This is a genomic window from Jatrophihabitans sp. (assembly GCF_051960575.1).
Classification (GTDB): domain Bacteria; phylum Actinomycetota; class Actinomycetes; order Mycobacteriales; family Jatrophihabitantaceae; genus JBQCEE01.
This window is the reverse complement of sequence record NZ_JBQCEE010000110.1, coordinates 1-23,461: the sequence shown is the minus strand read 5'-3', so window position 1 is coordinate 23,461 and position 23,461 is coordinate 1. Positions and strand designations below refer to the sequence as shown.

Genomic DNA, 23,461 nt, shown 5'->3' with positions numbered 1-23,461 from the left:
TTTACCCAGCTCTACGACCGAGCCGGAAGTCGACGCGTCTGCACGACTCGTCGAAAAGGAAGACGCGGTAGGACTTCTCTCGGTACGGGAATCGCTCATCCTCACTCTGCCTTTGTCTCATGCCCTCGACCGACCGATTGATCATGACCGTCATGACAAGCCATGAGCCGCTCCCCCGAAGGAGCTCTTGCAAAGCGTCTGACTGAATTTCGAGACGTGAGCCTTGAGGCCCGCGCGCTGAGTGGCCGGAGTCTTCAAGGTCGTCCCACACGATTGAGCGCAACGCGACGGTGCCGCTTCGGCGCCATTCGCGCATGTCAGCATCGGCGTCCAGGCTAAAAAGGTGGGTCACATCATCGGAAGGGTGCGGCGGGGGATAGCGAACATGCGCGGCAAACGGATCCTCGCAGTCGAGACCGCCTTCGCGACTGCGATCACTGATCCACCCGCCGAGGCGGTATCCAAATTCGTTGAAGGTGAAGTCCTCGTCGTCGACGCTCGGTAGCCGGAAGTCGGAGTAGGAACCAGCGGTCTGCAGCGCTGCAGCGAGAGCCCGAGCATGGGCTGGATCGACCAGCGCAGACTCGATGACGATGTCCTGGCTACGATCGTAGGTTTGGTCGCTGGACGTCTCCCAGACCGTCAGCCAGTTGGGTTCGGTGGACAGACATCGTTCGAAGGTGTCGGCGGAGAGGCCAAACTCCCAGTTCGCGTCGATCCTCGTGTCGTCGTGCAACGCGATGGTCGCTCGCGGGCTACGGTCTCGCCGATCTGCCAACCACCGATGGTCGCCCCTACTTGGCCGGAACCGCCGCAGCCACTCGTCGAATTGGTCCTGGCCGTCGTCCCATTCCGAACTGTACACCGGCCTGGTGCGGACGAGCTGACCGGCGACCGTCATTAGCGCATGGAATCCGAGGTAGAAGTCCAGGTCGTCTTCCTTGGGCCATTCACTTCTGTGGCTCCACGTGGCGTTCTCTCCGTATAGCCGGCGGCTGCGACGTTCGTCTTCGATCGCGTCACCACGGTAGGGAAGCGCCCAGGTCTTCGTGACGACGTCGCTGGCCAACACCACGACTCCCTTGTCATCGACGTCGAACACGTCGCCAAGCGATCGACACCAGTAGCCTTCAAAATCGAAGAAGAAGTGGACCGCGGGCTCCACCGATGACTGACTCTCGTTAGTGCCCCGTTTCATTTCGCGCGTATGAAACCCGATCGGCCTGTTCGCCGACTCGAGCGCGGAACGGGTCCCGGAGTCGAGCATGGCAACCCCAGAGGCGTGCAGCGACAGCAGGATGCCGCGCACGGCTTCTCGCACCAAGACGTGGTCCTGATCGCCGTCCGCAAGTGCACGCAGGAGCGGTACGAACGGGATGACCCCATCATCGCCCTCGTTGGACCGTTCGAGCGCCATGAGCAGCCACACCAGCGCGTGCTTGTCGTAGAACACCAGCCGCTGGTCGACGAACGGTAATACGGACACCGCACCGGTCGCATACCGCGCAAGTGCGTCGAGCACTGCGGTCTGCCGGAGCCGCACCAAGGCGCACACGGCATGCGCCGCCTGCCAACGGGTGGCAATCGCGGGATCGCCCAGAGCCGCCCAGACGAACCCGGCGACGCACGCCGCGATACTGCTCGGCGCCGGCGCCACCTGCGACATCGAGCCATCGGCGCTGTCAGCCGGGGCGACATCTGCGTACTGGTCGCTGGCGTCGTCGAAGACGATCCGAGCGTCAGTCGGCGACAGGTGCTTGGCCAGTCGAGCCGCGAGTGCGAAGCAGGCCTCGCCGGTCAGCATCTCGGGACGTCGCCCAACCTCCTCTAGGGCGACACCTATGGGGTCGGTCGGCAACTCGGCGAGAGCGACGAGCGCAGCGATATCCAGCGGTTCGTACGATTTGGTAGTCAACTCGAAGCAGAAGCGACGCGCCAAGATGGCCGCCATATCGCGCAGAGCCGCGACGGTTGAGCGCGGCAGGCTCGGACGCCTGGCGAGACGCTTGATCAGATCGTTGTAGTCGAACAGGGAGAAGTTTGTATCCGCGACCACGGCGCGTACGACCCTCGTGAGCGTCGCCGGTGGGTACGCTGCCGCCTCGGCGAGGATGTCGCGACGATCGATCGGCGTGCTCTCACAGAGCGCGTGCGCAGCGGCTAGGCCATCGGCGCTTGTGAGGTCTAGTTCCCGAAGATCTTTTTCGGCTGCCGATCTGAGTACCGCTCGATCCTCGGGCTCGGCACCCCAATCGCGTGAGGTGTGAATCGGTCCGTCGGACCTTCGATGGTGCGGTGCCTCATAGCGATCTAGGGCAGACCAGTCCAGTAGTACGCCGGCCTGAGCCGCAGCTTCTTTCAGGATTGCTAGCGACCGCCGTGTATCGACCATGAAGCGGGGGAGGGTGGCGACTGTATCGATGATTAGCTGTGCCTGGTGAGGGGATCGCGTCAGGGCGCGTTGTGCTGCGGTCATCACCATCGGCTCTCGCTGGAACATGGCCAGTGCGATGCTGATAAGGGGCATCGATGAAGTGACGGCGTCGTCTCGAATGGCCAAGGCCCGGACAGTCGGATCGAGCCATCCGATGCGGCGGTCGCGCCATCGGGAGGCGACGGCAATGCCTTCAGTGTCGTCGAGTTGCGTGATCGAGTGAAGGGCCTCCTCGTAGTTCAGACTGTCGTGCAGAAATGGAATCAGAGCCTCCGTGATCTGTGCGAGACGGTACGCGCGGGCGCGATCAGGTTGATCGCTGCTGGCGGCATTGCTAATCGTCAACAGTGCCGTCCAACGTGCGTGGACATCGTCGCCGAGCTTTTCGGCGGTCGCGACGGCCTGCTCGAAGTACGTCTGCGACTCGTCGGGAGATAGCCGATAGATGGCGCGAGCCAGTTTCACCAGCTCGTCGATCTGTGTCTCCGCCCCGTCCTGGCTCGCCGCGATCTCGCTAGCAGTCAACTGCGCTAGCTCGAGCGCGATGTCATGCAGCTGTGGTGATGCGGAAGCGTGCTGCACCGCCTCCGTTAGAGCGGCTCGCGACAGATACTGATGGTTGGATCGGATCCACGCGGCGAATTGCTCGCGGATGGCGCTTGAGGAATTGCCAGCGAGCAGCAGCGCGCCGGTGCGCGTAACGGCGTTCACGAACATGTACGGCGTGTCGTAGTCGGTGACCGCACGCAGCGACTCGGTAGCGACACGCTGGAGGTCGCTGTCAATGTTCAGTCCAAGCATCGCCTGCGACCACAGGTCGGCCCATTTGGCGTACGGTTCGACGTTCGCCGCGAACTCCGCCACGGTCCCTGAATGGGTGTATGGGCGCTTCTTGGCTTCGGCAACTTCTGCTGGGGCCACCGCGGTCACATCGAATGGCTCGCCCCGAAGTCGTGACAGCAGCGCCAATCCCTTGATCAGGGACCTGTTGACGCCGGTGGTCTGCCACCGCGATCCGGCCGAAGCCGGGAGGGCGTCGGGCAGATATGGCGCGAGTGTGACTGCTGCCTCGGCTGGTGCGAGCAACTCGTGGCGCACGCCGAGCGCGACAGTCCAACAGATTGCGAGCGTGAGGTCGGGATCATCCCCACGGATCGAATACGGCGGAGGGGCGTCGACCGGCTCGGTCCGGCCGCGAAGCAGACCCAACACTGGTGCCAGGGCCGCGGAACGAACCTGCAGCCCAGCTTGCGCCGCGGCGAACGCAACACCTAGGAGTACGTACGCGCTGGCCTCAGCCTGCTGCAGGAGATCCTCGATTTCAGAGACGCGACCGTGCTGTATTAGCCGCCCGGCAATGAGCGCTGCCGGCTTCCACGCCGCTGGCTCGGGCCGCCAGCGCTGCAGGAAGCTGACGCACGCTTCGGCTCCGTCGACGTTGAGCAACCCGAGCCCGATATCCGCGATGTCCTCTGGTTCAACGTGATGCCGTTCATGGTCGTCACGGGGCGCGTTCACCCAGGCAACCGTCCACTCGATAGCGCTGCGCAGCCTGCTGCGTGCGGCGTCCTGCTGCGACGCAGTGAAGGAAAGCAGCGCGCCCTCGTGGACAAGATTTGAGTTCGGCCACTCACCGGTCAGCTCGCGCCTCGCAACGAGATCTTCGGTTGTTTGCTCGTCGAGAAACTCGCCGGCCAAGTCAGCGTTGTCGCGCAGCAGGGCGAGACGTCTGCTGTGACCGGAGCTGAGTACGCCCGCTCGCACCCCGAGCCGCGCAGCCGGAAGGAGCGCGGCTTGCCGGAGCGCGGCCTTGAGCGCGAACTGAACTCGCAGCTGAGAGATTTGGTGTCGCTCTAGCTCGTTGTCGACCGGGAGCGCGTCGTCTGTCATCGCGAGCTTCACTAGCTCATCGAACTCGCCAACCTCCCACATCAAGTACGGCAATGATGCCGCGACATAGCCGCTGTGAGTTGCCAGCGGGCGTAGGCGGGCCAACAGATCTGTCAGCGCCGCGCCCTGTGGCGAGAAGCGTGAGCGGAACCAGGTTTCCGTCGGCTCATCGCGGAACTGCAGTGCGTCGCCCTCGACCAGCAGCGAGCCGCCAAGATCGGCCGCAAGGCTTCGGATTAACGACGCGCTGACGCCGCACAGCTGCACCAGGACGGCAATCGGTATTCGCGGCCGCATGCAGGCCAGAGCCTCGCAGACGAGGTCAATTGCAGCCGCGTCCTGCGGAGAGTTGTGGTACCGGACCTCGTCAAGCAGATTGGCCAGCAAGTCATCGATTGTGGCCACGTTGTTCCCGGCGACGTGGCTCAGCCGGGACAAGCACTCCTCAGGCGAGTCACTTTGCCGCATGACCTGGGCTTGGACACGAGGATTTCCCCCAGTGCGCCGATGGAACTCCCGAGCATCGCCCGTAGCCACCTCCCCGAACCGAGACCGCAGATGCTGCGCGCTGTGCTCAAGATCGAAACCGAACAGTTCGAACCGTCTCGTTCCCGGCGGCGGGTCCAGCAGTCCGACTCTTTCTGTACGGCAGAACTCGACGACGCGGACGTTAGGTGGCAACTCCTCCCGCAAGAGATCCACCACGAAGCAACGGCCCGTCCCCTGCTGATTGGCGGCGATGACCGCGTTGTCTGCCGCGTCGATCGCCAGGACCAGCAGGGCGCCGGAACTCGCGGCGGCCAATGCTCTGGCAGCTGTCCGCACGCGCGCGATGAAGGCTCGCGAGTAGTCTGAGCTCGTGGCGGTGCCTACCGGCACCAACGGCTCACTGAGGCCTGCCGCGGCAAGCTCATTGCACAACTGGACATAGCCCTGACGATGCTCATGCCGCGGCGCACTCGATCGCCGGTAGCTACCTAGTGCGAAGCAGTCGTACACCAGGCAAAGCGATCCGTTGGGCAGCATGGCGCCCAGCTGAGATGCGAGTACAGACTTACCGATTCCGCCCGCCGCGTGCACGATGACTGGTTCAGTCGAGGAGCTGAGAGTTTCGGCCAGGGATGCGGCTTGTGGAATCGCGACGATGTTGTCGGGTTTCTGCAGGAGCGAGGGTGCCGGAAGAAGCAGGTCGGAGGAGGCTCCGAGAGCTGCCAGTACGACCTCCCGCGTGATCAACCTGTCCTGCTGCAATGACGTTGCTCGCGTCGCTACTGCTTCTTTCAGGCGAAGGGCACTGTCATTCGGCGCTCCAGGCAACACAGCGGACACATCGCGACCGAACACATCGACGAGGCGCAAGAGCGCCGGCGCGCGATTATCGATCACGAACTGTCGACAGAATGGCCCTGCAAGATCCTCAGGCAGCCCGAGGTAACCCCGAAGCAGGTCGACGAGCCGCCGATCGCGCGGCGCCTCACCGCTTGCGATGTGGGCAAATGCTTGGGCGACGGTGGCGCTCACCGGCCGGTTCGAGACGAACTCGAAGCTGACGCGCGTCGCTAGTTGCGGATCGGCCTCGTACAGGGCCAAGAACTTCTGGGCGAAGCCCTCGACGGTTCGCTTCAGGCCGGACGCTGTCCATTCGGCTTCTGGGTGCACGGTCGAGTGCTTGAGTTGGCGGTATATGACGTGATCCGCCAACGCTGGGTCGATCCCGCCGTAGTACTCGGCGAGGTCGATGACCTGCTCGCCCTCTCCAGCGGCGGCCTCCAGCGGCGAAGAGCCCTCGACGGACACCGCCATGAGACCGGAGCCCGCTCGCAGCAGCTTCAAGCACTGGCGGGCAGCCCAAACGTAGTGGAACTGGTCCCCGTCGCGGCTCGCCCGCACCGAATCGATCATCGACGACGCCTCTTCAAACGCAGCAGGTGCCCAGCGGCATGAACGACGTGCGAGGTAACGCACGCTGAAGTCTCCAAGATCGTAGGCCTCCCCGCGTCGAGCTAACAGTACGTCGGCAACAACGCACAGACGCCGAACAATTCATCGGCGCGCGGGAGTCCGCATCGCCGTCACGCAGATCGACGGTTGTGGCGCGCGCCGGCCGTCTCAGATGGAGGTGCATAATCGAGGTTCCGCTTGCGTCGCCGACCTTCGGCACGCAGATTGGCGCAACGAGCGTCTTCGAATCTGGCCGTTGCCGCAAGAACGCGCCCCACGCCGTACGCCGCAACCGGTTGAGTTTCGTCGTCGACTACTAGCTCATCAACTGTCGCCTTCGCTCAGACATCGTCTCTTGCAGGTTGCTGCGTGAGGTTTGACTTCTGACAACCTCGTGAGGACGATGTGAGCCATGGCGAAGAAGGTAATCACGACTGAAGAGTTCACCGACGACTTGGACGGCACAAAGGCTGAGGGCACGGTCCGTTTCTCATTTGAGGGCACCGAGTACGAAATCGACCTGTCTCGGCGCAATCGGAACGCTTTCGATAAGGTGTTGAAGCCGTACGTCGATGCAGCACGCACCGTGCGGAAATCACGGAATTCGCGTCGACCCGCGACTCGCGGTTCTCGTGCGGCTGGCCCGAAGCAGGATCTTGGCGCGGTACGCGAGTGGGCGCGCGCGAATGGGCATGCGGTCAGCGAACGCGGCCGAATTGCATCAAGCATCATCGAGGCGTACGAAGCCGCGCAGGGCTGACACTGTGCAGAAAGTCGTGGTGCGGCGCTCAGGCGCCGCGCCGACTATGCGCGCCCTCTCGGTCAAGGCCGATGCGGCCGCCGCGCACATGTGCCGCGCCTTCTCTAATTGATAATTTTCTGCGGGCGCGACGCAACTCCGCGTCAATCCGGCTTTGGTTGCTCGCTGGCAGAAGTCACGCGAACGCATACTCGCGGATGGCTTAGAGCACCCGGAGTGCGTCGTACAGCGTCGGGTCGTGGCCGAGGAGCCGGTTGTACCGGGTGTTGGCGTCGCTGGCGGCGGCGCTGATGGCGCCGGCGGCTTGGTGGAGTGCGGCGGGCCGGTTTCGGCGGCAGGCCTCGAGGTAGGCGTGAGTCGCTTTGTCGTACCGGGTGGCTGCGGCGGACAGGGCGGTGTCTGGTGAGTGCAGTAGCCCTCGACGGAGCGGGACCAGTTGTTCCTCGGTGGTGAGACAGCGGTCGGAGTAGGCGCCGAGGCTTGCGTCGGGAACGTAGGTGAGGACGGACATGGCCGCGTTGTCGCGGTACAGCTTCGCCCGGATGCTCCAGTCCTGAAGTGCTCGTGCCAGTGCAGCCGTCGGTGGCTGTGCCGCCGGGACGCTGACCGGACTTGGCGAAGTGGTCGCGGTCGAGACCGTCGGCGTGAGGGCGTGTTGGACGCCGCCGCTGATGGTGCGGGCGAGCCGTGGGCCGAGGGTGACGAGGGCGAGGAGCATGACGATTACGACGGCGAGGCGAGTGGCGGTCGGCGGTGCGGTCCGTCGTCTGCGTGGGCTTTTCATCGGTTTCGAGCCGGGCTGCTGCAGGCGGCGCTGAGCTGGACGTCCGGCCATGACCGACGGGGCGCGACGGAGTTCGTCGCGAAGTGGGTCGCCGGCGGCTGGTGGGAAGTCGACGGATAGGCGGACCGCGACCGTGGCGAGATCCGGCTGTGTGAGCACGGCGGGTCGGGCGGCGAGCCAGGCGGCGAGGTGGTCGACCGGGACGAGGTGGACGCCGCGGACGAACGCGTTCGGCGGCACGTCTCGTTGGGTGGGGCTGGCCAGGCAAAGCACTGGGGTGACGGGACGTCCAACGATGTGCTGGACGTGCGCTGCCATGGCACGCACCTTGTCCAGCTCGTCGTTGCGGCAGGCGCTGTGACTGCCGTCGGCAGCGGTCCAGTGTTGCCACAGCGAGCCGTCGTGGACGGTGGCCGTGCCCACCCAGTTCTTGGCGTCGATGAGATGGATGCCGGCGGGCGTCACGACCAGGTGATCGATGTTGGCCTGGGAGGTGCCGGGCTTGTACAGCCGGTCGTGCAGCACGCGGGTGGTGGCGCGCTCGAGGCTGTCGAGGACGGCAGCGACGCGTTGTTCGCCGTCCGCGCCGGCGCTCCAGCGGTCGGCCTCGGCGTGCAGCCGCGCGGCGTTCGCGCGGAGCCGCTCGGCTTCCTGGCGCGCGGACTCGCCTGCGGACATGGGGACTCCGAAAGGTGCCACGTTCTCATGAGATGAGGCCGTAGCTTCACCCAAGCCGACGCCAATGGCAAGAGGACGAAGCAATCCGTCGTATGCGCGATCCCTGTGTGGCGTCCCTCGGGTGCTCGGCGTTTCTACTTTTGAGACTTCGGCCGGCCGTTTGAGACTGGCGAGACGATCCGGCAGTTTCGTGGGCATTTTTGAGACGTGGAAGTTGATGATCCTTGTGCCTGCACGCCTCGACGGCTTGACATAACGACAATTCGGGAGCCTAGTTCGCCTGCGCCGCCGTTAGTTCAGTCTCGGCGTGTTGTTTCTGCGCGAGTTCGATTGGCCTCGTATCGCCGCCGTCACCGCGGTGTGGTTCTCACAGGGTCTGTGTCCGGATATGTGGGTCGGGTTTCGCCCGCGCCCGCCGACCGCTATGCCTGGAGCGTCGCCGCGTCACCGGCTTCCCTCGTCGTTGGTGGCGTCAGCGGAAGGAAGAGTCGGCAGTCAGTCCGTAACAAGAACGACGTGGCTGGTGTCGGCGAAGTACGACGTGGACAGTTCGTCGAGCGAGGCGGGATCGTCTGCTAGCCATGCTTGAACTGCGACCTCCAGCGCGGTCGGCCACTGTGTGAACGCCTCAAGGTCCATGTCGATGTTGGCGGCAAGGCGTGCGGCGGCGGTGACGATCCCAAGGGTGCGCTGCAGCGAGGATGGCTTCGCGTCGGTCTTCGATGTCGCCTGATCTTCATCCGGGCCCGACCCGTCGTCGGATCCGGGGGTTGGCGGGCTTCCGCCGCCGAGCGTCGGATCGAAGCAGAAGCAGGACGCGAGGCATTCGAGGGGTATGGCTGCCGAGCCCACGCCGTTTCTGGATTTCGGCAGCGTCCCTGCCTGCACGACGGCTGCGGGGACGACGGTGCAGCCGCGTCGCTCTTCTCCGCTGATTCGGCAGTTCGCGCGGATGGGCGCCATGGACGACGGTCCGTTGTAGAAGGCGTACAGGGGTATCGCGCCTTGCCGACGGCTCACCGCGATCAACCGGTCCATCTGGTCCTTCTTCATCGAGGAATATGCGCCGGTTCGGTAGAGCCGCTTGGCTTGTATCCGGAAGTTGAGGCGGCCGGTCGAGAGTTTGAACAGTAGGTTCCAGTCGGCGCCGGTCCGACCTTCGGTTGTGTTGTCGAACTGATGGACTTTCAGGTGGCTGTTCTTCGGCAGTCGTCCGCGGAAGTGCACGTAGGGGAATCGGCGGCGCATCAGCCCGAGCATGACCGAGTCGGTGAGAGTTTCTTCGCCGGGCACGAGGAGGTGTCGGTGTGCGGCGGCGTCGAACCCGTGGATGTGTGTCGCCGCAGCCCGCAGTTCGCGGCTGGCTGGCCAGGGTGGTACGAGCGGCATCGGGTTGTCCGTCCGGATGGGTGGCTGCGGTCCCGCTGCGACCTGTAAGTCGTGCGCTGGGGTTGATCGTGCCAGTGGTCGGCGTCCTGCGGAACTGGCTACTGCCGGTGTGGTCGTCGTGGACGCGGGCCGACGTGTCGTGGCAGGAGGGGTGGGGCAGGTCGGCGTGCAGGACGCGGCGCTGCGGCACTGGCTGATTGCGTACGCACATCCCGTCGTCGGGCCGGTAGCGGCGCTGCGAAGCCGGACTGACGCTCCAGCGAAAGGGAAGCGGTGAACAATCGACGCTGTCATGGACAGTCGCCGGGGCCAGGTTCACTCCGACGCGGCCGACGTCGCGGGCGGCGGCAGCGTCGGCTCGGCGACGTCCCGTCCGGCGCCGACTCGGGGCGCCGTCGAGGCTCGGCGGCTCGTCGCCGAGGGTGAGGAACGGATCGCCGAGGATCCGGTGACAGCGGCTTCCCTCTTCGCTCGCGCCGCCCGGACCGCGGCGCAGGGCGGCCGTGCCTCCATGGCGGCCGGCGCCCTGGAACGGGAGGTTCATGCCTGGGCGGCCGCTGGCGAGGTCGGACGCGCACGGGCAGCCGCGGATCGAGCGCTCGTTCAACTCGGGAACGTGGAGGACGTGCCGGTCCGTGTAGCAGTGACGGTAAATCTGGCCGCGGCTTTGGGGACGGCCGGTTTTCACGACGACGCTGTTCAACTGTTGCGGGCCGTCGAGCAGATGGTGTCTTCCCCTGAAGCTCGGGCGGAGACGCGTGCCGCGGTCCTGCTCAACATGGCGGTGAGCGAGTTGCAGCTGGGCCAATTCACCGACGCGTCCGATCACCTCGACGAGGCCGGGTCACTCCTCGACGAGGCGCGCAACGCGCGCATGCTCGCGACGGTCCGGCTCAACGAAGCAGTCATTCACTCCGTGGCGAACTCGCCGCGGCAAGCACGCACCTCCTACCTGGAGGCGTTGCGACTGTACGTGGACTCCGGCGCGGACGATGCGGATGTGGCGTCGGCTCTACGAGGTCAAGCGGGGACCCTCGCCAAGACGGGCCGCTACCGAGAAGCGTTGGACGTGTACGACCAGGCGATCGCCCTGTACTCTCGCGCCGGCCGGCCGGATGAGGTGTTCGGTACACGCATCGGTCAGCTCATGTGCCGTTCCTCCCTCGGCGAGCCGATCGCAGCGACGGAACTGGACGGACTCGAAGCGGATCTTGCGGGTCGGTCACTCGATGTCGTGGGTCAGATGAGCCGAAACATCGGCAACGCGCGGTTGCGAGACGGTGACGTCGATGCGGCCGACCGGGCCTACGTTCGGGCTCGGCGCGCGTTCCGGAAGCTGGGTCGAGCCGGGGACGTCGCGTCGGTGGACAGCAACCGGGCGTTCGTGGCGCGTGCACGTGGTGACCTGCCACAGGCGCGACGTTTGATGGCTTCGGTTCGTCGGCAGCAGGCTCGGCTCGGGAACTGGCTGGCGGTGGCGAACGCGGACGTCAATTTGGCGTCGCTGCTCACTCTGCTTGCCGACCAGGCTGACCCACCCAGTCGGTCTCTGTTGAGGGCTGCGCTTCGGCGTGCGGAGTCCGGAATGGAAGCGGTCGACCGGCACAGGCACGAGCTGGGCACCGCGGCTGATCGTGCAGCGATATTGAAGAACGTGTACAGCGGCGTGTTCGCGGTCGGGATCCGGCTCGCATTACGGTGTGGTGCTACCGGAAAGGTCGCTTCGTTCGTCGAGCGTGCCCGGGTGCAGCCGGTGCTTGCGGAACCGGCCGCGGCCGACCGCCCGTATCGGGCGCCGCTTCGGGTTGTTGCGCGTGCGGGGGACGTTCTCGACGGCCAATCGACGGCCGTGCTCGCCGAAGAAGCGTGTCGCGTCGGCGGAGACGGCGCCAGGTGGCTCGGGTGGTGGTTGGGCTCGGACGTCGTCGTCGGGGCGGTCACCGACCGTTGCGCGACGACGGTGTCGTTGCGGACGGTCGAGAACGAACCGCGGATGCTCGCGGCGGCTCTGCCGATCCCGCTGGCCGGCGAGATCGAGGCTGCGGAGGACTTGTCGACGGCACACCGGGCGGCTCTCTATCGGGCTGTCCGCGGACCTTTGATAGCGGACGAGCGGACCGCCGGGCTGCTGGCGGCGACTTTGCCGAGGCGGGTACTTGAAGCGGCGGACGACGCCGACGGGTACTCGGTCGCGGAGCTTGACGATCGTCACCTCCTCTGGCCGATCGCACGAATGTTGTTCACGCTGCAGTTGCGCAGCGAGTTGATGGCCGCCGGTTCCGGCGGCCGTCGTCTGCCCCTGGTCATCGCACCGCCGCCGGAGTTGGGGCGTGTGCCGTGGGCGGCGCTTCCCATCGAGGACCCTGACGAGGACCCGTCTGCTCCTCGGCTGATTGACGCAGCCGACGTCACCATCGCATTGCCGGTGTCGCTGGTCGTGTGGCGAGGTGGACAGCCTTCGAGGTCTGAGGCAACGGGTGCCGCGGTGCTCGTCGCTGACCCCTTGGGGGATTTGCGGCACCTGCGGGAGTTGCGCTTGGCGGATGCCGCACGGTTCGGCGTCGGCGCTCGACCGGCGACTCGGGATGCGGTCCTCGCTGCCGCCGCGGACGCGCCGCTGCTTGTGTTGGGGGCGCACGTGTCGCCGGGTACCGACGCCGACCCCGCGTCGAGCGCGGTGCTGCTCTAAGGCGCCGAGGGCGGCGCGGAACCTGTGAGTGTCGGCGAGCTGGCCCATGTGTCCGCCCCGCCGACTTGCGTGCTGCTGACGTGCGACGGGGCTGGTGCAGCGACCGGCAGCGAATGGACCGGCGTCGCAACGGGGCTGGTGTGGGCCGGTGCAAGCTGGGTGGTAGCGACGGTGTCACCGACGTTGGATGATCGGTCATCGACCGCGTTGGATCAGCAATTGTTGACTGCGGTCGTCGAATGTGGAGCGCAGCAAGGGCTGTGGGCGTGGCAGCGTCGGCTCGCTGAGGAACGTGCCCGGCGTCCGGGCGCCGAGAATGCGCCGCTGCGGTGGGCGAACACCGTCGTGACCGGCGTGCCTGCATCGCGTTGCGTCGCTTCGTATTAGAGGTGTGGCCAGAGGTGCCGTGTCGGTGCGGTGAGCACGCGCGTCGGAGTGGTTTGCCGAACTGACCGGCGACGGGGACGAGCGGGACGTCCGCCGGGCACTGTGACGAGCCACTGCAGTCACGCGTTCACCAGCGTGATGCCCGACATCTTGCGGTTCTTCCTAGGCGTCGCCGGGCGCCGGTTCGGCGTCGCTCGCGGGCTTCGGGGCCAGCGCGTCGCTGAGGAACGTGGCGACGGTGTCCACCGGTACGTCACCTCGTACCTGCAGCTCCACGACACGACCCTCCCGCCGAGCAGAGATACGGATCTCGTCGCGGTGAGCAGTAGCGCGCTGCCTGACCCACGCGGCGAACGTCCGCAACGTGTCCGGGGTCTGGAGCAGCGTGACGAGCGCCGCCGAATCGACTCCGACAGTCAGGACGGCGTCCAGAACGGGTCCGCGCAGCGTCGGAATCTCCGACGCCAACCCATTGCCGACGAGTTCGTCGACCGCGTCGTCCGGGACTGCGACGACCACTGCTTCAGGTCCCTCACCAGTCGAGTGCGTCGGGTCAGACATGCTGCAAGTATGACGTGATGGAGGCCGCCGGCGGCGCAGACGACGCTGCGACGCTCATGCGCGATGGATTGGCGTTCGTACGAAGTCAAGATTTCAGAGCTGCCAGGTTGGCGTTCACGAAAGCAGCGCTCGCCTTCGAGGAGGACGGCGACAAGCAGGGAGCGTTGCGGGCGAAGCTGGGAGTAGCCAACTGCATGTCCGAGCGTGGTGACGTCACGGGAGCCGTCCGCCTACTCGAAGAGCTTCGAGAAGACGACGCGCTCGAGGCCGGCATGCGCATCGGCGTGTCGGCGAATCTGGCCGTGTGCCTGGCGCGCGGCGGCGACGTCGAAACCGCCGAGAACATGTGGCGTGAGTGCTTCGTGAGCTATCTCGAAGCCAATGAGCCGGTGCAGGCTGCGGCGTGTCTGCACAACGCCGCGCTTGCCGTGCACGAGCGCGGCCGCGACGTCCGCGCATTGCAGCTGGTCGGAGGGGCCCGCAGCGTGCTGGCCCAAGTGGCGGACGCTCCGGAAGAGCTGATCGCCGCCTGCGACGCGACCGCCGGTGTCATCCTTTCCGCGATGCACGAGTGGTCCCCCGCTCGCGAGGCGCTCAGCGCAGCGATCACCGTATTCGAGAAGCTGGGCAGGCGAAACGACGTTGGCCGGTGTCACGGCAACCTGGCGGTCTGCGCCTTGCGCATGGGTGATCTTGCAGTGGCAGCACGTCATGCCGACCTGGCCGAGAAGGCGTTCGAAGGCGGACCTCTTGCTGGCACACAGGCCGCGATGCTGTCGTTACAGATCACGCTGGCCGTCGAGGCCGGTGACCTGGCAGCGGCTCAGCAGCTGGCTCAGTTCGCCGTGGCCGTAGCGGCGTCAACCCAAAGCCCGATCGAGAATGCGGACGCTGCACACAACCTTGCTGTGGTCACGGCTCATCGAGGGGAACTGCACGATGCTCTGGCTCAAGCTCTCGTGGCGTTCGACTTCGTCGACGAAGCCCGCTACTCGCTTTCGTCCCTGAGGGACCGTCACGCGCTCACTGTCAGCCGTTTCGAACCGATGGTCCTCCACGCCCTGCAACTCGCTTCGGTCGTCGCCCCTCCCGACGTGTCAGCGGAGTTGATCGAACGGGCACGCGTCGCTGGCACACCCAAGGGAATCGATGCACCTGATGCATTGGTCGGCAGGTTCACTGCCAACCCTCCCCCGTCAGCAACCGGCGGTCCCCTGTCGCGTGACCTGGTCGCGCCCGTGAATCGCCCCGGGCCCTTGCGTCTGCACCGCAACGCGGGGGTCGACGAACCGGACACGTCCTACTTGTCCGAACTCGTCGAAGTCGCTGCAGGGAGGGGCGCTTGGTGGTGGGGTACGTGGGTTCAGCGGGGTCACTTGTATTGGGCTGTACGAGACCCAGGGGGACGGGTCGAAGCAGGGCACGCCCGAGTTGCTGCCGACATACTGGATCTCGCACGGTCGCTGGCGCCCGTACCGACTGCCGACGAGGTGACCCTTGCCCGCGAACTCGCCTCGGACCCGACAACCGCGAAGTCATGGGCTCATCTCGCGGCCACAGCGAGGGTTCTGGCCGGTCCGATGACCGGCGATTGTGCAGCTGCTGACGCGGTCAACCGCGTACTACCCGCACCTCTGCGGACGGACACGAACCAAAGCAACATCGACTTCGACGAGGCGATGGCGTCACTCGGAGCCGTCCTGCTCCCAGCGCCGCTGTACGACGCCGCCAGCGACGAGGCCACCAGCGGCGACCCGGTGCGCCTGGTCGTGTCCATCGCCCCGGGACTCGCATGGCTGCCGCTGCCGCTGCTCAAGGCCTCGACACCATCGGGTCACCGGCATCTCGTCGAGTTCGCGGACTTGTCGCTGTTCCCGCCATGGCCAATCGCTGCGCAGCTGGCGCGAAGCGCCGGTGTCGCAGCGCCGCCGAACCACGTGGCCGTGAGTGTCACCGACCCGCTCGGTGACCTGCGATACGCCCGGCGAAGCCGTCCCATCGCCGCATCCATGCACCTTGGGCATCGTGACAGCGGGGTGCAACAGCAAGCTACCCCCGCGAACCTTCGACGAGCTCTGCGTTCGGCACCCGCTGCCTCGATGCTGCTGTACCAAGGACACGTCGAGCTGACGAACCCGTCCGAACCGTTGTCGGCGTCGTTCGTCCTCACCGAGGACGGTCGACCGTGCTTAATCAGCGCCCAAGACATCGTCGCCGACCGGGACACGTGGACTTTCCCGCAGACGGTGTTCCTCGACGGTTGCGAAAGCACGGGCACCTGGGGCAGCGCCGAGTGGGGCGGTCTGGTTCCCGCGCTGCTTCAGCGAGGCGCTCGGCAGGTCATCGCCACGCTGTGGCCGATTGTCGAGGCGCCGGCAGCGACCGACGTCACCGCCGACATCGTGGCAGCGACCTTGGAACTGGGTGATGCGGCTCGGGCAGTGTCTCGTGTGCAACGCCGCCTTCTCTCGCACTGGCGGCAAGGCTCGACGCGGGTCACGCCTCACCACTTCGGCGCGCACGTCGTCACCGGCGCTAGCCCGTAGAAGCGAGGCTTCGCCTCGACGCGAGGCCCTCACAATCGGCGGCGTTCGGACGTCCGCGCACGCACACAGCCTCGGGCTGCCGCTGACCCGTGCCGGATGGGCGGCAGGTCGGCGCTTACGGCCGGTCAGGCTCCCGGGAAGCCGTCTCAAGTCCCCGCCTGGGCGAACCGTGCGTCTCGGTAGTCAGCACCGGCGGCATCAGCGGCGCGGCTCGAAGCGAACCCCACGCACCAGTCGGCGAGCCTCCGGCCGCGGCGTGGGTGCCGCTTCTTCGTGCATGGGCAGCTGATGCTGGGCGACGTGTCGACGACCGCATGTTCGGGGCGTGCGCTGCACCGGGGGGTGCAGCGCCACCCTTGGGTAGATGCGGCCTGCATCCGGCCGGGTCACTCCCCCGGTGTCCGGCTGCCGTGGTCAGCGTCGGGGGGCGCTGCGTCGGCCGTATGACCAGTTGGGCGTGACCGTGGCGGCAGCTCTCGCGCGCGCCTGGTCGGCGCTTCGCCGCAGCGGGCTCGCGTCCCGTGGAGCTGACTCGTCTGCGCCGCTCGGTGCGGTCGAGATGGCCTGATGGGGCGCCTCGGGCGGTACGTGCCGTGCGTGGCGTTCGGAGGTGACGGCGAGCGCGGCACTGAGCCGTTCGGCGTCATAGATGGCGGAGGAGAGACCTTCCAGGTCGGCTGCCTCGACGAGGACGATCCGGTTGGCGTTGACGGGTGCTGCCCAGTTGCGGGTCTCGTAGCTGGGCAGGAGCCGCTCGGGCGCGAACAGGGTTTGGGCGATGGCCCAGTGCTGGACGGCGAGGCTGAGCTGCACGGCGATCTCGGGGAGGCGATCGAGGACTCGTTGCTGCTCTCCCGCTCCGGGGACGTCAGCGGTTGCCGCATCGATCCGGGCGGCGGCGGTCTGGTCGAGAGTCCTCACGAGGCGGGCGGCGAGGCGGAGTGCGTCGCTGGGTCGGTCGATGCCGCGTTTGGTCCCGTCGTCGAAGGGCGCGCAGGCGATCGCGACGGCGTGCCATGCCTCGGGGGCGGCGCGCCAGGGCCGCTCGCGGCGCGGCTGCGGGAGTTGGTTGACGCCGGCTTGGGCGGCGTGGGCGCAGGCGGTGGCGACGCCGAGTAGTTCGTGGAGGACGAGGGTTCTGTTCCGGCTGGCGGCGTGGACGGCGCTGGTCAGTGCGTCGACGGTGGCGCGCAGGGTGCTGGTCTGGTCGATCGTCGGGTGGCGCGTGACGGGCAGCAGCGCGTCGAGGGCGGCTCGTGTGCGGCGGGTCGGCGGGTGGGCGGTGGCGTGTTGGTCGATGCCGGCGGCCGCGCGGGGGATGGCGACCAGCTGCGGCAGCTGGTCGTACGGCGGGAACCCGCGGGCGGCGCGGGCGGCGCGGCGTGCGGTGCCGCTCAGCGCGTACAGCACGGCGCGCGCTTGCGCGGCGTCGTCGTGATGCGGGGCCAGCTTGGCCGTGAGGTCCGCCGCGGCGCCGGCGAGGTCCCGGTGCGGGCAGTCGAGGGCAGGCCATGCGGCCGCGGCCGTCCCGAGGGCGTCGCGCAGGGTGCCGATCAGCGTGAGGTCCTGCTGCCGGTGCTGCGTCGCGGCTCGGGCAGCGATGACCGGAGTGAGCGCATCGACGGCGCGGGCGAGCGGCTCGAAGACGGAGACGGCGGCGTGCGCCTGATGGGCGGTGGTGTGGGCGGCGTCGCGGTCGAGCCGCGCGTCGAGGTCGGAGAGCAGGTCAGCGATGGAGACGCTCATCGCTGTCCTCGAGCAGGAGCAGGGCGGTGCGGGCGGCAGCCGCGGCGTCGAGAACGGGGTCCTGGGCGTAGGTGTCGGGGTGCAGGGCGGCCAGGCAGCGCAGGACGCGGCGCAGTGCCTGCTCGATCTCGGCAAGCCCGGCGAGCGAGCGAGGTCGTCCGGCCGGGGAGACGCCGCCGCTGACGAGGTGGTCGGCGGCGAGCAGGGCGTGGACGCGGACCGCGGGCGGGGTCTCGCCGCTGGCGGGGGTGGCGACGGCGTCGAGGGCGGCGAGCGCGTGTCGGAGGTTCGCGTCGTCGTCGTCGCCGTGCGTGGTGGTGATCATTAGGATCGTCCGATCGTGCGGTGGGTGAGGGTGTGTTGCGGTGAGAGTCGCGCGTTGCGAGTCGGTGCCGTGAGTGGGCTGTGGACAGCACCCTGCTGGCGCGGTCCTGTGGACGGCGGTGACTCTTCGATCTGGTCGAAGGCGGCGTCGATGCGGCGGGCGAGCCGGTCGCGGGCGCGCGGGTGCGGCGTGGCGAGCCATTTCCGCCAGAGGTCGGCGGTGTGGGTGAGCAGCCAGTCTTCGCTGATGGCGTGGGTGGTGTTGACGGCGAGGAAGGTCTGGCCGTCCTCATGGTACGTGTGGCTGATGCCGTCGCGCGGGCTCATGACCCGCTGTCCTCTCGGATCGACCCGGACGGGTGCACCTGCGCGTCGTGGTCAATGCGTGCGCGGCGCTCGGCGACGGCCGCAGGGCTCTGGGCTGCTTCGTGGCGGGCGACGCCGGGCCACTCCTCGTGCTCATCGTCGACCACGCACAACGAGTGTTCGAGTTGCTCATGAACGCGGGTGAGGAAGCCGGGCAGCGCCGTGCCGATCCATTCCCGATAGGCGTGCGGGGTCGCGGTGGTGGCGGCGAGCGCTCGCTGGCATGCCAGCAGGGGCAGCTCGTTGGCGAGGTGCGGATGGCGCAACCAGCACGCCGGGATGACCGCGTCGGCTCGCCAGAGGTGGTCGCGGTTGATCCAGGTAACCACGTCATCGCACCAGGACCAGATCGCGCGACGCAGCCTTGGCGGGCAGGTCGGCGGGTCCCACGGCAACGGCGTACCGGGCGGAATCTGGCCCTGCTCGCCGAGATACGCTTCGAGCCGGGTGAGTCTGTTCAGCGCGCGCCGCACCGCTCTGGGCGGGGCAGGGAACGGGTGGACGATCGCTGACGGGGACGGCTCCTGCACCATGTGCTCCTTGATCCTGCTCGTTCATCGGGGGCGCCCGGTGCTCGCGCGCAGCCGTGCTGCCTGCGTGGCCGGCTCGACGGTGTCGCTGGCCGACCGGCAGCCGTCGGCGTTGCCGGCCCGTGCGGCGGCGAGGTTGGCGCGAGCGTGGGCCAGGTCGGCGGCCAAGCGCCGCCCGGCGCGTCCGTCCAGACAGCGGGTGAGGCGGGCGATGATCGGTGGGGCGTTGTCGGCCAACACGAGCACGCGCCGCTCGGGCAGCAGGCGGAGCTGTTCGGGGCGCAGTACCGGGGTGTCTTCGCCGCTGCGGTTCGTGCCGATCCCGCCGGGCCCGTCGCTGACGCTGCGGCGCGTGACCCTTGTGGTTCCGATGAGCTCGGACATCTCCTTGTAGAACTGGATGTCCTTACCGCCGCCGAAGATGACGAGGTTGTTGGTGAGGCCGAGCAGGGCGCGGGCTTCGTCCTCGCCGTAGGCGACGACCATTTGCCGCCAGGTCTGTGCGGCGTACAGGAACGTCAGGCCGAGGGCCCGTTCGTTGGCCATCCGCACACGCAACGTGGGGATGGGGGCGGTGCTGGGCAGTTCGTCGAGACATGCGAGGAACGGCGGGCACAGCCGCCCGTGCACGCTGCGGCCGGCGGCGGCGAGTGCGGTGTCCAGGATGTGCTCGGTGACGGCGGTGAGCAGCGGGGACGCCGACGCGTACGGGTCTTCTCTGCCGAGCAGGTAGATGGTGCCGCCCGCGGCGATCAACGCGGCCAGGTCGGTGGCCCGGTGTGTTCCGGTCGGGGTGCAACGGGCGCGGATGGCGGGCTGGAAGAACAGGGTCATGGCTTGCTGGACGGTGGTGATGGTGTTGCTCGCTGTTTCCGGTGCGCCGTAGAGCGCGCCGGCGAGCAGGCCCTCCCAGTGCGGGGCGGCGTGCGGATGCTGACCCAGGACCTTGAGCGGCACGTTGGTGGCGGCTGGGTTGGCGACCCAGCGCATGACGTCGTCGAGGGTTCGGCCGGTGAGCGCCGCGGCGTGCAGGAAGCCTTGCAGAACTTTGGCGGTCTCGGCGGCGTAAAAGCGAGCGGCGTTGTCCACCCGGCCGCCGGCGTTCGAGCCGGCGACCGTACCGGCGGCGAACGCTTTCGCGCGCCGCTCGGCGGTCATCGGATCGGCACAGCCGGCGACCGGGTCCCACAGCAGTGGCGGCAGACCAGGTGCGGCACCGAACGGGTCGAGCACCGCCACCGGCCGCTCCCGCCCACCGATGCCCGCGGCGTCGCCAGCGCGGTCGCCTGCTTGGTCGCTAGCGCGTTCCTCGCAAGCGCGGCGGCCGGTCACGGTGAGCAGGAGGTCGTCGACCTTGGTCAGCGTGACCATGGCCGCGCCGGGATGAGCCAGCAGCGCTGGGGCGAGCAGGTCGAGGGTTTTGCCGCTGCCCTGTGCGCCGTAGACGCCGGTGGTGCGGTCGTAGCGGACCCACAGTTCGCCGGCGGCGGGAGACTCGGACCGGCCTAGCCGCCATGCGACCTCGTGCGAAGCGACCCGGCTCATCGTTCCTCCCCGGGCGTCGCAGTTTGCGCGCGTGTGCGCGAATGTCCGCGGGCGGGTCGATGCAGGTCGGGCCGGATGATGTGCGCGTGGCGGCGCACGGACCGCGCGCCGAGGGCGGCGCGGGCCTGGTGCGGGCTGGCCAGGCCGCGGCGCGGATCCCCGGCCGTGGTGAACCGCCGCGCCACGACGACGGCGACCGCCCCGCCTGAGGCGAGCAGCGCGAGTTCGCTGAGAGCGACGCCGATATAGACGGTAGCGGCTGACGGTAGCCGCGCGGCTTGGGCCGGGGCGAGGCCTGCGCCGGGGTGACCGGATCCGAGCCCCTCGATAACGCGCGCGGCGTCGGCGATGTTGTGTGGCCAGATCCAACCGTCGCCGGCGATAGCCGCGGCCAGTCCGACAGCGGTCAACGCCGCGACCGCGAGAGCGAGGATCACGCCGGCGAGGCCGACTGCGGCGAGTTCGGCGGGTCGCGGGCCGGGCATCGGATCACGGGCCGCTCGGTCGGTGGACGGCATGAATCGCTCCTTGTTCGGCCGGTGAGCAGACGGGGTCAGGCGATGTGGCGGACGGCGACGATCAAGCCGCGCCAATGGCTGGCGTCGGTGAGTTCGACCGGGACGCCGGTCTCGGGGGCTTGGATGAGCAGGAGGTGGCGGCCGTCGGGCTGGTCGCGGTAGCCAACGATCATGCCGACGTGGCCAGGCGCGGCCGGGGTGCCGTCGGAGCCGGGGATGAAGACGAGGTCGCCGCCGACGGCAGTGGTGAGGTCGGTCGGTATGGGGGTGCCGTGCTGGGCTTGGGTGACGGTGTAGTGCGGCAGGGCGATGCCGGCGGCGGCCCAGGCGGCCATGGTGAGGCCGGAGCAGTCCCACGTGTCGGGTCCGGCGGCACCGAAGAGGTAGTGCTTGCCGAGCTGCGCAAGGGCGAAGCGGACGGCCGTCCGGGCGGCGGGGCTGCCGGTGAGGACGAGGCCGGGCGGGATCGTGGTGGTGCCGGCGATGACGTTGCCGACCGGTCCGACCGTCGCACCGGGGCCTCCTCCCCCGGCACACACCGCTCCCGACGACGGCGCTCCCGCCGGCGATGTGGTCGTCGTCGCTGGGTCGCCGCCTGCTGGTTCCGGTACCGGCCTGGTGGTCGGCTCAACTGGTGTTGAGGCGATCGAGGTTGCGGTCGGCCAGAACAGTCCGACGAGGGCGTCGGCTAGGGGAACGTTGGGTGGGTAGCGCTGGGGGTAGGCGCTGTGTTGGACAGTCTGGGCGACGTCGCCGGGCGGGCGGTGTGGCCAGTCGGGCACGGCGAGGAGGTGGTCGAGGAAGGCGGTGGTGGCGCGGACCGGGTCGGCGGCGACGGCGGCGCCGTAGAGGGAGACGCGTTGTTGGAAGAGGCCTTCGGAGTCGTGGTCGGTCTGGGTCGTCGTGTTGTGCAGCGAGGACTCGGTGACGGCGGTGGTGACGGCGATGACGGCCGCGGTCGCCGCGTGGGTGGTGATCCGCCGGGCGGTGACGGTGATGATCGTCTGGGCGTTGGCGAGCTGGTCGGCGTCGAGCGGCACGCCGTCGACGACCTGGCCGGTGCCGGCCGGCCCGCACCCGCTGTCCACGGCCGCGGGCTGCGAGGCGGTGCCGGCGCCAGCCACGAGCAGGAGGCCGCTGAGCGAGACGATCGGGAAGGCCAGGATCGCGAAGCCGTGCAGCGGCCGGGGCGCGGTCACTGCGCGCCGTCCGCACCGTCGGCATTGTCTGCACCGTCGGCGCTGGTCGATGTGCGTGCGACTGGTGTGAGTGCGTGGGAGGTCTCGAGGAGCGGCAGTTCGGTATGGGTGCGGAGGGTTGCGACCTTGGCGGTGCGGTGACCGACGAGCCAGAGGGCGCGGCCGCGGCCTGCGGTGGCCCAGTCGGTGACGATGCGTTCGTGCAGTGGGGAGAGGCCGAGCAGGTCGGTGAGGTCGTCGCCGATGCGGTCGTCTTGTCCGAGCAGCACCTTGGTGGCGCACAGGTGCAGCAGGTCTTTGGCGATCGCGACGGCGTGGGATCCGGCGGCGCCGACGGTGAGCATGTCCGACGGCTTGTGGGCGACGACGATCTGCACGGTGCCGTCGCGGCGCGACAGGCGCAGGTCGGCGTCGAGGGACTTGACCGCGTCGACGCCGAGCCGCATCTGCTTCCAGCACTCGTCGCGGAGCACGATCCGCAACCCACCACCGCCGGTCTCGGCACTGCTGCTGTCGCCAGGTGAGGGGCTGCTGCTGGCGGCGGGGTCGGTCATGGCGCGGCCCCAGGAGTTGAGGCAGGTGAGGGCGACGCCGACGGCTTCGTCACCGAGTGGGTCGAGGCGGGACAGCGAGAGGGACTGGATCGGGGCGGACCAGTCGACGTCGATGGTGGTGGGGGCGTCGAACAGGCCGGCGAGGTGGCCGGTGACCAGCGCGCCGAGGGCGTCGCGGACCGGTCGGGTGTCGTCCAAGAAGTGCTGGGCGGTGGCGTAGCGGCAGGCGGCGATGAGGTCGTCGGTGGGGTCGCGCAGGGCGTGCCAGACCTGCGGGATGGTGATGTCGGCGAGGTGGTCGGCGCCGGTGGTGAACCCGGTGAGCTCGCGCAGCACGCGGCCGACGGCGGTCTCGGCGGTCGGTCCGAACGGGACGTGTTGGGAGCCGACCAGGCCGCGGAGCAGCAGCAGCCAGCGGGCGAAGACGGTGGCGGCGCGGCGCTGGGCTTCGCGGCGCGGCAGTCGGGTCCAGTCGGCGCCGAGGGGGCCGAAGTCGAGCGGGTTGATCCGCGCGGGCAGACCGTGGCCGACCGCGTGCGGGGCGACCCCGCCGGCGTAGCAAAGCGGCACGTACTCCTACATGAAAACACCCAGTAATATGGTGCGGTATCCGTAGGCCA

The 23,461-nt window shown here is 68.1% G+C and carries 15 protein-coding genes; 3 read left to right on the top strand and 12 right to left on the bottom strand.

Features of this window, described 5'->3' with window-relative positions:
• Window position 1: 1 nt before the first annotated feature.
• Window positions 2-6,226 carry a hypothetical protein gene (locus ACTHMS_RS05770; RefSeq protein ID WP_440305722.1) on the bottom strand — a complete coding sequence of 2,075 codons (6,225 nt, stop codon included), beginning with the start codon at window positions 6,224-6,226 and terminating at the stop codon, window positions 2-4.
• A gap of 451 nt (window positions 6,227-6,677) precedes the next feature.
• On the opposite strand from ACTHMS_RS05770, the gene ACTHMS_RS05765 reads away from it, so the two are divergent.
• Entirely contained in the window at window positions 6,678-7,025 is a 348-nt protein-coding gene (locus ACTHMS_RS05765) for a histone-like nucleoid-structuring protein Lsr2 (RefSeq protein WP_440305721.1), read from the top strand.
• A gap of 202 nt (window positions 7,026-7,227) precedes the next feature.
• On the opposite strand, the gene ACTHMS_RS05760 is transcribed toward ACTHMS_RS05765, so the two are convergent.
• Together ACTHMS_RS05760 and ACTHMS_RS05755 are read right to left on the bottom strand one after the other, a co-directional pair.
• Window positions 7,228-8,685, bottom strand: coding sequence for a nuclease-related domain-containing protein (locus ACTHMS_RS05760; protein ID WP_440305720.1), 1,458 nt, complete (start codon window positions 8,683-8,685; stop codon window positions 7,228-7,230).
• A gap of 297 nt (window positions 8,686-8,982) precedes the next feature.
• Complete coding sequence (locus tag ACTHMS_RS05755) at window positions 8,983-9,876, bottom strand: DUF6615 family protein (RefSeq protein ID WP_440305719.1); 894 nt, start codon at window positions 9,874-9,876, stop codon at window positions 8,983-8,985.
• A gap of 292 nt (window positions 9,877-10,168) precedes the next feature.
• On the opposite strand from ACTHMS_RS05755, the gene ACTHMS_RS05750 reads away from it, so the two are divergent.
• The gene (locus ACTHMS_RS05750) at window positions 10,169-12,565 is read left to right on the top strand and encodes a tetratricopeptide repeat protein (protein WP_440305718.1); all 2,397 of its coding nucleotides are present in this window, start codon (window positions 10,169-10,171) and stop codon (window positions 12,563-12,565) included.
• A 549-nt stretch (window positions 12,566-13,114) separates the two neighbouring features.
• Here ACTHMS_RS05750 and ACTHMS_RS05745 read toward each other — a convergent pair.
• Window positions 13,115-13,513, bottom strand: coding sequence for a hypothetical protein (locus tag ACTHMS_RS05745; RefSeq protein ID WP_440305717.1), 399 nt, complete (start codon window positions 13,511-13,513; stop codon window positions 13,115-13,117).
• Between the two features lie 17 nt (window positions 13,514-13,530).
• Between ACTHMS_RS05745 and ACTHMS_RS05740 the strand changes: the two genes are divergently transcribed.
• Window positions 13,531-16,059 carry a CHAT domain-containing protein gene (locus tag ACTHMS_RS05740; protein WP_440305716.1) on the top strand — a complete coding sequence of 843 codons (2,529 nt, stop codon included), beginning with the start codon at window positions 13,531-13,533 and terminating at the stop codon, window positions 16,057-16,059.
• A 414-nt stretch (window positions 16,060-16,473) separates the two neighbouring features.
• Here the strand turns inward: ACTHMS_RS05740 and ACTHMS_RS05735 are convergent, their stop codons facing one another.
• From ACTHMS_RS05735 to ACTHMS_RS05700, 8 genes are read right to left on the bottom strand one after another with little or no spacing between them, the layout of a single operon-like run.
• Complete coding sequence (locus tag ACTHMS_RS05735) at window positions 16,474-17,805, bottom strand: hypothetical protein (protein ID WP_440305715.1); 1,332 nt, start codon at window positions 17,803-17,805, stop codon at window positions 16,474-16,476.
• Window positions 17,786-18,130 carry a hypothetical protein gene (locus tag ACTHMS_RS05730; RefSeq protein WP_440305714.1) on the bottom strand — a complete coding sequence of 115 codons (345 nt, stop codon included), beginning with the start codon at window positions 18,128-18,130 and terminating at the stop codon, window positions 17,786-17,788. Before ACTHMS_RS05730 ends, ACTHMS_RS05735 begins: the two co-directional genes overlap by 20 nt.
• Entirely contained in the window at window positions 18,130-18,456 is a 327-nt protein-coding gene (locus tag ACTHMS_RS05725) for a hypothetical protein (protein ID WP_440305713.1), read from the bottom strand. The genes ACTHMS_RS05730 and ACTHMS_RS05725 overlap by 1 nt, the downstream gene beginning before the upstream one ends.
• Complete coding sequence (locus ACTHMS_RS05720; RefSeq protein ID WP_440305712.1) at window positions 18,453-19,028, bottom strand: hypothetical protein; 576 nt, start codon at window positions 19,026-19,028, stop codon at window positions 18,453-18,455. The genes ACTHMS_RS05725 and ACTHMS_RS05720 overlap by 4 nt, the downstream gene beginning before the upstream one ends.
• 21 nt (window positions 19,029-19,049) lie before the next feature.
• Window positions 19,050-20,570, bottom strand: a complete 1,521-nt coding sequence (locus ACTHMS_RS05715) for a type IV secretory system conjugative DNA transfer family protein (protein ID WP_440305711.1) — start codon at window positions 20,568-20,570, stop codon at window positions 19,050-19,052.
• Window positions 20,567-21,088, bottom strand: coding sequence for a conjugal transfer protein (locus ACTHMS_RS05710; RefSeq protein WP_440305710.1), 522 nt, complete (start codon window positions 21,086-21,088; stop codon window positions 20,567-20,569). The genes ACTHMS_RS05715 and ACTHMS_RS05710 overlap by 4 nt, the downstream gene beginning before the upstream one ends.
• A gap of 35 nt (window positions 21,089-21,123) precedes the next feature.
• Complete coding sequence (locus ACTHMS_RS05705; protein ID WP_440305709.1) at window positions 21,124-22,287, bottom strand: C40 family peptidase; 1,164 nt, start codon at window positions 22,285-22,287, stop codon at window positions 21,124-21,126.
• Complete coding sequence (locus ACTHMS_RS05700) at window positions 22,284-23,411, bottom strand: ATP-binding protein (RefSeq protein WP_440305708.1); 1,128 nt, start codon at window positions 23,409-23,411, stop codon at window positions 22,284-22,286. Before ACTHMS_RS05700 ends, ACTHMS_RS05705 begins: the two co-directional genes overlap by 4 nt.
• Window positions 23,412-23,461 lie beyond the last annotated feature (50 nt).